The following is a 12,990-nucleotide window of genomic DNA, read 5'->3' on the forward strand; positions in this document are numbered from 1 at the left end:
GGGTTTTTAAAATCTGGCTCTCCAACCTGGGCTCGAACCAGGGACCTGCGGATTAACAGTCCGTCGCTCTACCGACTGAGCTATTGGAGAATCTGGAACGCATTTTAGGGATGAAATGGGAATGGGTCAAGGAAAAATTGTTAAATTCATCATAAAAAAGCATTATTTGCTAAATATTTGATCATTCTGAATAAAAGTAAATCTGAATAAAAGCAAAGTTGTTTTAAGCGTTCTAAAATTTAGGTGTAAGCCGAAAAGCGCTTAAATCTTTTCTTTATAGAAAATAAAGATATAAAAAAGCCCACTTCATTATGAGTGGGCTTTTTAGAATTTGGCTCTTCCACCTGGGCTCGAACCAGGGACCTGCGGATTAACAGTCCGTCGCTCTACCGACTGAGCTATGGAAGAATAGATGGCTCTCCAACCTGGGCTCGAACCAGGGACCTGCGGATTAACAGTCCGTCGCTCTACCGACTGAGCTATTGGAGAATCTGATGCGCATTTTATGGATGAAAGCCAAAGTGGTCAAGTGAAATGATAAGAAAAAAGGCTTAAATGTTTTTTTATTGTCCGAATTTAAAGAGTTTGTATATATATTGATTATTTTTAAAGTTTTCCAGCTCTTTATTCGAGATCAAATGATTATAAGTGGTTAAATTTTATTGCAGTTGCAGAAAGGTTCATAGGATCTGAATGGCGCTAAGCATCGCATAACTATAAAAGATTTTTATTGGATCTGCTTTTACTGTGTAATTAGGATTGATCATATTCGAATTAAAAAAAATTAAATCGCATAAAAAAGCCATTCTAAACAGAATGGCCTTTATACAAAAATAAAATGCTGAGATCTTATTTTTCAACACCAGCTTCTTGGCCGGCATATTTCGCGTTTGCATAGTCCCAGTTTACAAGGCTTTCTAAGAAAGTCGAAATGTATTTAGGACGAGCATTACGGAAGTCGATGTAATAAGCATGTTCCCAAACGTCAATTGTAAGTACTGCTACTTTGCCATGTGCAAGTGGAGTATCTGCATTTGAAGTTTTAAGAATAGAAAGTTCGCCATTCACTTTATCAGCAACTAACCAAGCCCAACCTGAACCGAATTGAGTTGTTGCAGCAGCAGCGAATTCTTCAGCGAATTTTTCGTAAGAACCGAAAGCTTCATCAATTTTAGCAGCTAAAGCGCCAGTTGCTTTACCGCCACCGTTTTTAGCCATACAGTTCCAGTAGAATGTGTGGTTCCAAACTTGTGCAGCGTTGTTGAATACACCTGCTTTAGAAGCATCGCCAGCAACAGCAACAATGATCTCTTCTAAAGTTTTACCTTCAAGATCAGTACCCTTGATTAAGTTGTTTAAGTTTACAACATAAGTATTGTGGTGCTTGTCATGATGGAATTCTAAAGTTTCTTTGCTGATGTGCGGCGCAAGATCTTCATAGCCGTATGGTAAAGCAGGTAAAGTAATGGTTGTCATGTTTTAAATTCCTTGCATTTAGCTGGGTTTTAACATTAAGTGGCTTTATTGTAATGGATTCTTTCAACAATTGTGCAAGATGTTAAATAACAATACACAATTTATTTCGATTTAATACGTATATAGAAAATCTAAAAAGTACATCGCATTTTTATGGAAAAGTGTCTAATCGGCAGAGCAATATTTGCCAAAAAATACGCTACTTTTTTTAGGATAGCGCTTAAATCGGGTTGTTGAGTTCGAAATAACGAGCGTCAATATTGAACTGTTCCGCGATCGCTTGAGCAAGTTGTTGAACACCATAGCGCTCTGTTGCATGGTGACCACATGCATAGTAATGCACATCTAACTCTTTGGCTTCATAAAAAGTACGCTCACTGACTTCACCTGAAATATAGGCATCACAATTCATTGCTGCCGCTTTGCCAATAAAATCCTGTGCTCCACCTGTACAGAAGCCGACTTTTTGAATCAATGATTTTTCTGCATTGAGATGGATGGTGTTGAAACCTAATTTTTCAGTGAGAAGGTGTTTAAAATCTTCTGGTGAGATCGGGTTTTTTAAATAACCAATATTACCAATCGGGTTGAGTTCGCTTGGGTCTAAAGCTTCAATGTTTTCCAGCTCAAGGATTTTGGCAATCATTGCATTATTCCCCAGTGTTGGATGCGAATCCAAGGGGAGGTGGTATCCAACAAGTGAAATATCATTTCGGATTAATGCTTTGATTCGTTTGCCACGCATACCTGTGATTGGATAGGGTTCGCCTTTCCAGAAATAGCCATGATGAACCAAGAGCAGGTCTGCTTGTTGTGCAATCGCTGCATCAATCGCATCCTGTGACGCCGTGACTGCACACAGGATTTTCTTTACTTCAGATCGTCCTTCGATTTGTAATCCATTGGGTGCGTAATCTTTAAATTCATGTGATTTTAAGGTTTGATCACACCACTGGATGATATCTTTGAGTAAAGCCATGAATAACCTTTATTTAAATGAAGTGTGTTAAGACCATCAAAACATATTTTAAATTGTAACTAAAGCTGAACAAAACTCTTTGTGTTTTTTATGTTTCTTGATTGAATTGCTTTACAATATACAAATTGCTTTTGCATCAACGAATTAAAAAATTCTTAGAGGAATAAAAACGTGCGGCGTTCATTTACTTGGCTCCCTTGGGTTTTACTGATACTGGTTATTATTTGTTTTGTGGTTTGGCAAAAACTTCAACAGCCCAAAGCACCGATTGCTGCTGATGGTGTGAAGATGCCTGCTGAGAAAGTTGAGCCTTTGGTCAATACATCTCGAACGGGTGGTGTGGTGTCCTATAGTGCTGCCGTTAAGGTTGCCGCACCAGCAGTGGTGAATATTTTTACCACTCAAAAAGTAAAACAAAATCATCCATTGCTCAATGATCCTGCGTTTAGAGAGTTCTTTGGAAATCAGATCCCTGAACAAAATCAAAACCAGAATGAAAACAGTTTAGGTTCTGGAGTGATTGTGCGTCCAGATGGTTATATTTTGACAAATAACCATGTGATTGCTCAAGCAGATCAAATCGTTGTTGCCTTGCAAGATGGTCGCCGTGCAGAAGCCACTGTAATCGGAACGGATCCTGATACAGATTTGGCTGTGATCAAGATTGAATTGAAAGAATTACCTGTCTTGCCATTTAAATTGAGTGGCAATGAAGTTGGTGATGTTGTATTGGCAATAGGAAATCCATTTGGTGTCGGGCAAACGGTAACGCAGGGGATTATCTCTGCGACGGGTCGTTCTGATCTCGGTATCAATACTTACGAAGACTTTATTCAAACAGATGCAGCCATTAATCCGGGTAATTCGGGTGGTGCATTGATTGATGTGGCTGGGAATTTGATTGGTGTTAATACTGCAATCTTCTCACAGTCAGGTGGTTCGTTGGGGATTGGCTTTGCCATTCCTGCCAAAATCTGTCAGCAAATTTTAAATTCGATTTTAAAAGATGGCCGTGTGATTCGTGGATGGATGGGCATTAGTTTAGTTCCACCAACGCAAGCGGATGTATTACAACCGCGTCAACCAGGTGTTGTAGTTGCTGATGTATTGAAAAAAGGTCCTGCGGCGGAAGCGGGGATTAAAGTGGGCGATCGTATTGTTAAAGTGAATAATGAAGATATTACTTCAACCTCACATTTAATTAATTATGTTGCACTCCAAGCACCGAATACCGATATTCAAGTTGAAGTCATTCGTGGCGAACAAACCGTCAATCTCACTGTTAAAGTGGGTGAGCGTAAAGTTCAAAGTGCTGACTCACAATTTATCCCTTTACCACGACGTTAAGTCTTACCAAAATTTTAGCCCTGATGAATCAGGGCTTTTTTATTTGAGATTACGTATTTGAATGACTTTATCAATGTTGGCGAATAGAGCGTTCGTAGTTGTTGATTCATATCGGCATGCGATAACGACTGCATGTATGATTAAATGAATTAAAAAAGCAAAAACAGTTTAGGGTATATATGTTGAATGTTCACTTACCAAAATTTCCACCAAGCTTTATCAGGCCAATTGGCACAGGGATTAGGTAATAGGCTATGGATTGCGCCAACTTCTTCATTTGAGAGCTTTGCATCTTTATTTTTATCTAAGAATTTAAATAATTTAATGTTTTTATCTTTGCCTTGAAACTGTCTGTCATCTGGCCATGGGAGTGGATCAAAGTCTTTGACTTTTAAGAACTCATTGAGTTCAAAGGTATCATTCTTATTTAAATCATAGGTCTTATGAAACTTCTCCCAGTCTAAAGAAGCCGGATCACAGGCAAAGCTAAAGCTTGAAAGTGCGCTACAACTGAGAATTAGACTATAGATTATTTTATTCATTTGTTTTATCCCATTTTTTTAATTAGCTTTGATTATAAAGACAAGGTGATTTTAAACGAATGCTTGCATCTCAACAAAACTATTTCCGTCTCGATTTAATCTATTCGACAGAAAATCATCAATATCTACTGTATTTTTAAAACAAAAAAACAGTGCCGAAGCACTGTTTTTTAATTGCAATAAAACGCTATTCAATTAACTTTCTTGTTGAATTCCAGCAACTAACCAATCTTGAGCAGACCCTGCTGGTTTAACAAAGTGCCATACTTCTGAGAACGGTACAGGTTGACTATTTAAGTCTTCGCTGACAGTGCCAGTAAAACGAACACTCACCACGTATTGTCCATTTTCTGTCGCGCTATCCAATACCAATGCATTTAAGTTTGAAAACTCAGCCACATCTTGATCTTGGTTTGCCATGATATCGCTGTACATTGACTGATAAAGATCAGCTGTTAAATAGCGTTGAATTTCAGCAATATTGCTCACTGAGTTCATTGACTGAATATGGTTAAAGCGTTGACGAGCAACACGTAAGAAAGCAGCAGGTTCAGTTCCATCTGGAAGTTGATTGCCACTTTGCATTGACGCTGCGCCAAATGGTGCTTGAGTTGCAGTACCACCATTGACAGATTGACCAAAAATATTGGTCGCGTCGTTTGAACTACGTGCCGTATTGTTTTGACCAAATGGCGCAGATGTTGGACCTGTGCTATTTGGTGCATATGGATTATTGCTGGCTAATTTTTTTTTTGCGCCGAATTTACGGAACAAGAAGAATGCAGCACCTGCGATCAGGATTAACCAGATCCAGCTTGGAATTCCACCTTTTTTCTCTTCTTGTTGAGCAGCTGCTTGTTGTTTCGCTAATTCAGCATCATTGGTCTGTGCTTGGGCATTACCATTATGATCATCAGCCATTGCATTTGCCGCAATCGCACCTACTGCTGCACCTGCAACACCAGCAGCAACCATTTTACCTACACCAGAACCTGATTTTTGTTGACCAGGTTGAGCAGGCGTTGGTTGTTGAGCAGGCGTAACTTGTCGAGGTTGAGAATAAGACTGACTTGAACTCGAAGAACGGCTCATGCCATGGCTTTTACCACCACCTGCACGTTTTGCTTCAGCTAAAGGTGCTACAGCCAAAGTTGCCATTAAAATACCTGCGACCAAGCCGCGCTGTCGAACTTCCATTGAATCTACCTATATTAAAAAAATATGTTGATGAATATGAGTGCAAGCACATTACTGTAATTGCTTTTCATAGTTCTCTTTATGCAGTCTTTTTAAGAGAATTTCAATGTTTTTAAGATTTATTTGCACATATATTCACATAAACATAACGAATATATTGCTGGGCTTTTAAAGTCCAATACGGATTTTCTAATCTATTGAAATAATTAAAACTATCAATTTAAAAAGGCTTTTATCATATCGGTGGAATTGTGCTGTGATATACAAATTTAGTGCAGCAATTTATGATAAAAATTCTCATGATTTAATGGATAATTTATAGCGTGTAGTAGCCAGCCTTTACCTTTAAATTATTTGAATAAATATCGATCGATCAATCCGTTATAAAAATGATTAAAGCAAAACTGTTGTTTCAACTTTAGTCAGAGATTTAATTTTTATTGGATCTGTGAGGGTTCATTTAATGAGGGAGAAGAGGCAAATTTTGATTTAAGCCATCTTTCAAAGCAAGCTTACTTCCTTGTAAGGCTTGATCCTATTTTATAAATGGGATGCTTAGACTTCATCACTCAATTGCATGGCTTCTGTTAATGCCTCATGCAGTCGAGCCACTGCAATAATTTGTACACCTGCAATAGGCTTTTGTGGTGCATTGCCTCTAGGTACGATGATGTATTTAAAACCATGTTTTATGGCTTCTTTTAAGCGTTCTTGCCCATTGGGAACAGGGCGTATTTCACCTGATAATCCCACTTCACCAAACACAGCCAATTGTTGTGGTAAAGCTTTAGAGCGTAAACTTGAAGCACAGGCCAAAAGTACTGCAAGATCAGAACCTGTTTCGGTAATTTTTAAGCCACCCACGACATTGACATAAACGTCTTGTCCAGAGGTCTGTACACCACCATGGCGATGCATAACCGCAAGCAACATATTTAAGCGGTTTTGTTCTAAACCCAGTGCAACCCGTCGCGGTTGTCCATGCGCGTCATCAACCAGTGCTTGAACTTCAACCAATAATGGCCGTGTACCTTCACGACTGATCATCACCACTGAACCGGGAATCGCTTCATCATAACGACTTAAAAAGATGGCAGACGGATTGGCGACTTCTTTTAAGCCCTTATCTGTCATGCCAAATACACCAAGTTCATTGACCGCACCAAAACGGTTTTTAACAGCACGAATCATACGATAGCGGGAGTCAGATTGCCCTTCAAAATACAGTACGCAATCGACCATGTGTTCAAGTACACGTGGACCGGCCAAGGCACCTTCTTTGGTGACGTGACCAACAAGAAATAACGCTGTACCACTGTTTTTTGCAAATCGAGTCAATAGTGCAGCTGACTCACGAATTTGTGAAACACCGCCGGGAGCAGATTGTAAGGTTTCGGTATATAAGGTTTGGATTGAGTCAAGGATGGCAACGGCAGGGCGCAATTGTGCGAGGGTATCACAAATTCGTTCTACACACGTCTCTGCCATGACTTGTAATTTATCGGTAGCTAAGTCAAGACGATTGGCACGTAAAGCCACTTGTGAAAGTGATTCTTCCCCTGTGACATAGAGCGCTGAATTCTTCGCAGCAGCCATATGCGTTGCGGTTTGCAACAGAATCGTTGATTTACCAATACCCGGGTCACCCCCAATCAGGACGACAGAACCTGTGACTAAACCACCACCAAGTACTCGGTCAAACTCGCCTATACCCGTAGCTAAACGTGTTTCATTGGACACGGTAATCTGGTTAAGCAAGGTGACATTGGCTGCTTGTCCAGCATACCCACCGCCCATAGGTTTGGCACGATGTGATACGACAGGTTCAATGCGCACTTCAGTCAGAGAATTCCATTCACCACAGTCTGAACATTGACCTGCCCATTTTGGATGGTCTGTACCACATTGTTCACAACGATAAACAGTTTTGACTTTGCCCATTTTGAGTGCGTTCACCTTTTGAATGATGTGCTGAATGTACCAATAGCGCCATTGAAATACAATTTTTTGCTTAACATCTCGCCAAAAACTATTTTGGCACGTAAACTGCAAATCGAAGGAACGGTAAAAATAAGAAAGGTAAGGGATAGTCGTTTGACTATTAAATAAGCTAAAAGATGAAAAAACTTAGATATTTTAAGTATTCATTGAAAAAGGCTTTTTTATTTTTTTTGTTTTAAGCTACTTTTGTACAACGAAATCTGAGAGAAGAATATAACAATGTCAAATGAAAACCTCAGTTCTTCTGCGGAAACAGGTGAACTAGCAAGAAGTTTATCGAATCGTCATCTACAATTAATTGCAATTGGTGGTGCGATTGGTACAGGCTTATTTATGGGTTCAGGGAAGACGATCAGTCTTGCGGGACCATCCATATTATTTATTTACATGATCATTGGTTTGATGGTTTTTTTCGTCATGCGTGCGCTTGGTGAACTGTTACTTTCAAACTTGCAATACAAGTCATTTATTGATTTTTCAACAGATTTGATCGGACCATGGGCCGGCTATTTTGTCGGATGGACTTATTGGCTGTGCTGGATCACTATTGGTATCGCAGATTTATCTGCAATTATCTATTACTTACAGTTCTTCAATAATGGGGTGCCCTTTACCCCAACTGAAGGGGCAATGATCAGTGTTGCCGCAATCTTCTTTATTTTAGGATTGAACTTAGTCACAGTAAAACTGTTTGGTGAATTGGAATTCTGGTTTGCACTGATCAAAATTATTGCCATTGTGGTGTTAATTTTGGTGGGTTTCTGGATGATTTTTACTGGCTTTACTTCGGCGGCAACAGGTCAAGTGGCGTCATTTACTCATCTTTGGGATCATGGGGGAATGTTCCCGAAAGGCTTTGAAGGCTTCTTAGCAGGCTTCCAAATTGCCATCTTTGCTTTTGTTGGTGTTGAACTTGTTGGTACCACAGCAGCAGAAACCAAAGATCCAGAGAAGAACTTACCTAAAGCAGTTAACTCAATTCCAATCCGTATTATTTTCTTCTATGTATTGGCGTTAGTGATTGTTATGTCAGTTACACCATGGAATATGATTGATCCTAAAGTTAGCCCATTTGTGAACTTGTTTAGTCAAGCGGGAATTGCTGCGGCTGCAATCATTATGAACTTGGTAGTACTTTCTTCTGTAATGTCTTCAATGAATAGTGGTGTATTCTCAACAAGTCGTATGCTGTTTGGTCTTTCTCGTGAAGACCAAGGTCCTAAAGCATTTGGTCTGTTAAATAAACGCGCAGTTCCAGCGAATGCTTTGTATTTCTCTGGTGTATGTCTATTGGGTGGTGCGGCATTACAATATTTCGTTCCAAACACAGTCGAAGCATTTACTTTAGCAACTACGCTGTCCACGATCTTGTTTATCTTGGTATGGATCATTATTTTGTGGAGTTATTTGGTGTACTACAAAACACGCCCAGAACTTCATGCAAAATCAGTGTTTAAATTACCAGGTGGACCGATTACTTGTTATATCGTGATCATTTTCTTTGTCGGTACGATTGGTATTCTTGCATTAGAACCAGATACAATGAAATCATTGATTGTCAGTCCGATCTGGCTCATTATCCTTGCGATTGGTTATTTCTGTTTTTATAAGAAAAAATAGTCATTAACGATTTCAATGATATTGATAAGAAAACGTCAGTAATTTACTGGCGTTTTTTTTATTCTCATTTTAAGCTTTAAGGCTTCCGCTTTGGTCTATATTTTAGATTCAAGGTATAAGGTATACTGACGAAAATTTTGGAAATAGGTGAACAAATGCGTTTTGCAATTTGTGGCATCGGTTTAGTTTTAGCAAGTGCGGTGTTGGTGGGTTGTGGTCAATCAGGCAATTTGCAGTTGGCAAACAGTCAAGACTATGACAAACGTGCCAAATATTTGCTCTATTCAAAAGATGCCAATAAAGCTGCCCAAAGCAAGGCAAAAGTGCAAGATCAGACAGCCATTGCAGATCAATCTGTGCCAGCGTCTCAAGCCACTTCAAACTAAACCTAATTACACTTTCATTGAAAGGATAGATTCATGAGTTTCTCCCGCATTCATGGGGTATTGCATGCAGAGCAATGTTCTTTAGATCAACTCGCGCAGCAATATGGCACACCGCTTTATGTTTATTCAAAGGCAACTTTTGAAAAGCATTATTTGGATATGGATCAGGCATTTGGCTTTATCGATCATCAAATTTGTTTTGCGGTGAAGTCAAACTCAAATCTTGCGGTATTGAATGTATTGGCAAAATTAGGCTCAGGCTTTGATATTGTTACAGGTGGTGAGCTTGCACGGGTCCTTGCCGCAGGTGGAGATGCTACAAAAATCGTATTCTCAGGTTTAGGCAAACAAGAAGCAGATATTCAAAAAGCCCTAGAAGTAGGGATTGCGTGCTTCAATGTGGAATCTCATGCTGAGCTTGATCGTATCCAGAAAGTTGCGGCAGGTTTAGGCAAAAAAGCTCCGATTTCGTTACGGGTAAACCCAGATGTAGATGCGAAAACCCATCCTTATATTTCGACAGGTTTAAAAGAAAATAAATTTGGTATTCCATCAGATTCAGTTTTTGAAACCTATCAATATGCAGCGTCTTTACCCAACCTTGATGTGATTGGGATTGATTGTCACATTGGTTCGCAATTAACTGAAACACAACCTTTCGTAGATGCGCTTGACCGCGTCATTATGATGATTGCAAAATTAAAAGAATTGGGCATCCAGCTGAAACACATCGATATTGGTGGCGGTTTAGGGGTGACCTATAAAGATGAAACACCGCCAAGTGTTGCAGAATATGCCAACGCAATGCGTCCAGCTTTAGAGAAATTAGGCTTAAAAGTCTATATGGAACCGGGGCGGAGTATTTCAGCAAATGCTGGGGTATTGGTGACGAAAGTTGATTTGTTAAAACCAACCAATTATCGTAATTTCGCGATTATTGATGCTGCAATGAATGACTTGATTCGCCCATCGCTTTACCAAGCGTGGATGGACATTCAAGCTGTGGTATCGCGTACAGATGTTGAAGCAAAGACTTGGGATATCGTGGGTGCCATTTGTGAAACGGGCGATTTTCTTGGTAAAGAACGTGAACTTGCCATTCAGGAAAATGACAATCTTGCTGTTTTAGGTGCAGGTGCGTATGGTTTTGTCATGAGTTCAAATTATAACAGCCGTGGTCGTGCTGCTGAAGTCATGGTCGATGCTGACCAATCGTATGTGATTCGTAAGCGAGAAACGATTGAATCACTTTGGGAAAATGAAAGCTTATTGCCTTAAGGAGCCATTTTAAATGTTATTAGAATTTACCAAAATGCATGGTCTGGGCAATGACTTTATGGTGGTTGATTTAATCAGCCAGCGTGCATTTTTTGATGCGATGACCATTCGCCGTTTGGCTGATCGCCATTTCGGGATTGGTTTTGATCAACTGTTAATTGTTGAACCACCAGATTTTCCCAATGTTGATTTTAAATATCGTATTTTCAATGCTGATGGTTCAGAAGTAGAGCAATGCGGCAATGGCGTACGTTGTTTTGCGCGGTTTGTTTATGAACGTCAGTTGACCAATAAAAAACGTTTTAAAGTTCAAACCAGCGCTGGTATTGTCGAACCTGAGTTGGGTGAAAATGGTTGGGTGCGTGTCAACATGGGCTATCCAAAATTTTTACCCAATGAGATTCCATTTCTTGCAGAAGAACCAGATGCATTATATGACATCGCATTGAAAGATAATGAATTGCTGACTATTGATGTGGTCAATATGGGCAATCCACATGCGGTGACAATCGTTCCCGATGTTTTAACTGCAGATGTTGCCAAAATTGGCCCTCAAGTGGAAGCACATGCGCGTTTCCCACAACGGGTGAATGCTGGTTTTATGCAAATTGTTGATGAAAAGCATGCGCGTTTACGGGTGTTTGAACGTGGTGTCGGCGAAACGATGGCATGTGGTACAGGCGCTTGTGCAGCCGCAGTCTCTGGAATGCGTCGTGGTTTACTTGCCAATAATGTCGAAATTGAGTTGGCTGGTGGTAAATTACAAATCGAATGGAAAGAAGGCGATGTGGTTTGGATGACAGGGCCGACTGCAACCGTTTATGAAGGTCGTTTAGATTTACGTTATTTCCAAGGTTGATTTCCTTTTTTTACAGCTTAGAGCAAAGCCCTGAATTAATTTTAGGGCTTTTTTTATCTTTAATTGCTTAGTTTTTGGATTAAAAAATATAAAATAAGTGTTTATACTGTTTAAAGATCTAAATAAATAATCACAAGGAAAAATAAATAATGGCAATAGATCGTATTGATTGGCATGGCGAATCCGCAGAGCAAGCAGGCTTTCCATATGAAAATGGTGGGACACATATTGGAATTTATTTAGCCTGGATTATCAATAACCAATTGGAAGGTGAGTTTCATCAAGAAGAAAGTGTAGATGAATTAGAACAAGTCCGCACACGTCAAATGACTGGACGGCAGTTTTTGATCAATATGTGCGATGAAAAATTTTGGGAAGAAGATTTAAATGAACAAGGCTTTGAATTTACCCAAGCCTATTATGAGAGTCATGAATATTTTAAAGATTATGATGAAATCTTAGTTGATGCTAAAGGTTTGACAGATACCTATGCTGTGGATGATACATGGGATAATTATGATTTGATGGCAGTAGTGATTAGTCAAAAATATGCACAATGGCAGCAGAACCGGTCATAAATCTATACGTTTTAAGTCAATAGATCGTTTTTCTGGGATAAGCTTTTGTAATCAGCCCTAAGTTACCCATAAAAAAACACAGTCCAAAATGGGTAGGACTGTGTTTTAACGTTGATCTGTCTGGAGACCAAATCGACGTTAAGTAACCACACTTACAGCGCGCATACTTGTATAATTTATATATGAGGATGTTCGTATAATTTTCAACCAGTTTAGTTGCCAATTTTAAATTAGCAGCAGTCGTTGAGTTCACTCACGATTAATTCATTGAGTGAATACCAAACATATTGCCTTCAGTATCAATCGCCAAAACAATATGCCCATGAGGCCCAATCGACATTTTTGTTTGATGAACTTGACCGCCAGCGGCTGCTACTCGGGCTTCTTCAATGGCACAATCTTCACTACTGAAATAGACAATTGTACTGTTTCCACCAGCAGAAATGCCTTCCATTTTAACCAATGAGCCTGTTGCACCGTATTGGCTCATATCCGATGGAAATGTCCACATTTCCACCGATGAATCATTTGGATCACTGAGTAAACTCAGCTCAACACCAATCACCGTTTGATAAAATAATTTAGCTCGTGCCATATCATTGACATAGATTTCGAACCAACACACTGGATTTGACATAAACGTGTCCTTTTATTTTGCTGTTATCGGTTTTATGACCATATATGGCTGTATTTATAAGCTTAAGGGCAGTTGAGCCTTTAAACTCTA

Annotated in this window: 12 protein-coding genes and 3 tRNA genes; 6 read left to right on the forward strand and 9 right to left on the reverse strand. The window is 39.5% G+C overall.

The window, feature by feature from the left end:
- Positions 1 to 14: 14 nt before the first annotated feature.
- The 5 genes from MTO68_RS05465 to MTO68_RS05485 form a co-directional block, all read right to left on the reverse strand.
- A tRNA-Asn gene (locus MTO68_RS05465) sits at positions 15 to 90 on the reverse strand.
- A gap of 242 nt (positions 91 to 332) precedes the next feature.
- A tRNA-Asn gene (locus MTO68_RS05470) sits at positions 333 to 408 on the reverse strand.
- 5 nt (positions 409 to 413) lie between these two features.
- Positions 414 to 489 (reverse strand) — tRNA-Asn (locus tag MTO68_RS05475).
- Positions 490 to 849: 360 nt separating this feature from the next.
- The gene (locus tag MTO68_RS05480; protein WP_004722425.1) at positions 850 to 1,476 is read right to left on the reverse strand and encodes a superoxide dismutase; all 627 of its coding nucleotides are present in this window, start codon (positions 1,474 to 1,476) and stop codon (positions 850 to 852) included.
- A 220-nt stretch (positions 1,477 to 1,696) separates the two neighbouring features.
- Positions 1,697 to 2,455, reverse strand: coding sequence for a Nif3-like dinuclear metal center hexameric protein (locus MTO68_RS05485; protein WP_034617496.1), 759 nt, complete (start codon positions 2,453 to 2,455; stop codon positions 1,697 to 1,699).
- A 171-nt stretch (positions 2,456 to 2,626) separates the two neighbouring features.
- Between MTO68_RS05485 and MTO68_RS05490 the strand changes: the two genes are divergently transcribed.
- Positions 2,627 to 3,802 carry a trypsin-like peptidase domain-containing protein gene (locus tag MTO68_RS05490; protein ID WP_004722420.1) on the forward strand — a complete coding sequence of 392 codons (1,176 nt, stop codon included), beginning with the start codon at positions 2,627 to 2,629 and terminating at the stop codon, positions 3,800 to 3,802.
- 194 nt (positions 3,803 to 3,996) lie between these two features.
- Here MTO68_RS05490 and MTO68_RS05495 read toward each other — a convergent pair whose 3' ends face one another.
- The 3 genes from MTO68_RS05495 to radA form a co-directional block, all read right to left on the reverse strand.
- Positions 3,997 to 4,344 (reverse strand): EF-hand domain-containing protein, encoded by a 348-nt coding sequence (locus tag MTO68_RS05495; RefSeq protein ID WP_244015341.1) that lies wholly within the window; start codon positions 4,342 to 4,344, stop codon positions 3,997 to 3,999.
- A gap of 195 nt (positions 4,345 to 4,539) precedes the next feature.
- Positions 4,540 to 5,541, reverse strand: coding sequence for a Tim44-like domain-containing protein (locus tag MTO68_RS05500; RefSeq protein WP_244015342.1), 1,002 nt, complete (start codon positions 5,539 to 5,541; stop codon positions 4,540 to 4,542).
- Positions 5,542 to 6,096: 555 nt separating this feature from the next.
- On the reverse strand, positions 6,097 to 7,482 hold the full coding sequence (gene radA, locus MTO68_RS05505; RefSeq protein ID WP_004722416.1) for a DNA repair protein RadA: 1,386 nt from the start codon (positions 7,480 to 7,482) through the stop codon (positions 6,097 to 6,099).
- Positions 7,483 to 7,761: 279 nt separating this feature from the next.
- On the opposite strand from radA, the gene MTO68_RS05510 reads away from it, so the two are divergent.
- From MTO68_RS05510 to MTO68_RS05530, 5 genes are all read left to right on the forward strand, one after another.
- Positions 7,762 to 9,162 carry an amino acid permease gene (locus tag MTO68_RS05510; protein WP_244015343.1) on the forward strand — a complete coding sequence of 467 codons (1,401 nt, stop codon included), beginning with the start codon at positions 7,762 to 7,764 and terminating at the stop codon, positions 9,160 to 9,162.
- Between the two features lie 155 nt (positions 9,163 to 9,317).
- On the forward strand, positions 9,318 to 9,548 hold the full coding sequence (locus MTO68_RS05515; protein WP_004819690.1) for a hypothetical protein: 231 nt from the start codon (positions 9,318 to 9,320) through the stop codon (positions 9,546 to 9,548).
- A 33-nt stretch (positions 9,549 to 9,581) separates the two neighbouring features.
- Entirely contained in the window at positions 9,582 to 10,826 is a 1,245-nt protein-coding gene (lysA, locus tag MTO68_RS05520) for a diaminopimelate decarboxylase (protein ID WP_004819691.1), read from the forward strand.
- A 13-nt stretch (positions 10,827 to 10,839) separates the two neighbouring features.
- Entirely contained in the window at positions 10,840 to 11,685 is an 846-nt protein-coding gene (gene dapF / locus MTO68_RS05525) for a diaminopimelate epimerase (RefSeq protein WP_004819692.1), read from the forward strand.
- A gap of 149 nt (positions 11,686 to 11,834) precedes the next feature.
- Complete coding sequence (locus tag MTO68_RS05530; protein ID WP_004819693.1) at positions 11,835 to 12,263, forward strand: hypothetical protein; 429 nt, start codon at positions 11,835 to 11,837, stop codon at positions 12,261 to 12,263.
- Positions 12,264 to 12,522: 259 nt separating this feature from the next.
- Here MTO68_RS05530 and MTO68_RS05535 read toward each other — a convergent pair whose 3' ends face one another.
- Positions 12,523 to 12,900, reverse strand: a complete 378-nt coding sequence (locus tag MTO68_RS05535) for a VOC family protein (protein WP_034617484.1) — start codon at positions 12,898 to 12,900, stop codon at positions 12,523 to 12,525.
- Positions 12,901 to 12,990: the final 90 nt, after the last annotated feature.

Origin of the sequence: Acinetobacter sp. NyZ410 (assembly GCF_022828975.1) — a bacterium.
Taxonomy (GTDB): Bacteria; Pseudomonadota; Gammaproteobacteria; order Pseudomonadales; family Moraxellaceae; genus Acinetobacter; species Acinetobacter guillouiae.

Bases quoted from the DNA above. Each gene is read 5' to 3' on its own strand.
- lysA (WP_004819691.1), top strand. From the start codon at position 9,582: ATGAGTTTCTCCCGCATTCATGGGGTATTGCATGCAGAGCAATGTTCT.
- MTO68_RS05510 (WP_244015343.1), top strand. From the start codon at position 7,762: ATGTCAAATGAAAACCTCAGTTCTTCTGCGGAAACAGGTGAACTAGCA.
- radA (WP_004722416.1), bottom strand. From the start codon at position 7,482: ATGGGCAAAGTCAAAACTGTTTATCGTTGTGAACAATGTGGTACAGAC.
- dapF (WP_004819692.1), top strand. From the start codon at position 10,840: ATGTTATTAGAATTTACCAAAATGCATGGTCTGGGCAATGACTTTATG.
- MTO68_RS05530 (WP_004819693.1), top strand. From the start codon at position 11,835: ATGGCAATAGATCGTATTGATTGGCATGGCGAATCCGCAGAGCAAGCA.
- MTO68_RS05515 (WP_004819690.1), top strand. From the start codon at position 9,318: ATGCGTTTTGCAATTTGTGGCATCGGTTTAGTTTTAGCAAGTGCGGTG.
- MTO68_RS05535 (WP_034617484.1), bottom strand. From the start codon at position 12,900: ATGTCAAATCCAGTGTGTTGGTTCGAAATCTATGTCAATGATATGGCA.
- MTO68_RS05500 (WP_244015342.1), bottom strand. From the start codon at position 5,541: ATGGAAGTTCGACAGCGCGGCTTGGTCGCAGGTATTTTAATGGCAACT.
- MTO68_RS05495 (WP_244015341.1), bottom strand. From the start codon at position 4,344: ATGAATAAAATAATCTATAGTCTAATTCTCAGTTGTAGCGCACTTTCA.
- MTO68_RS05485 (WP_034617496.1), bottom strand. From the start codon at position 2,455: ATGGCTTTACTCAAAGATATCATCCAGTGGTGTGATCAAACCTTAAAA.
- MTO68_RS05480 (WP_004722425.1), bottom strand. From the start codon at position 1,476: ATGACAACCATTACTTTACCTGCTTTACCATACGGCTATGAAGATCTT.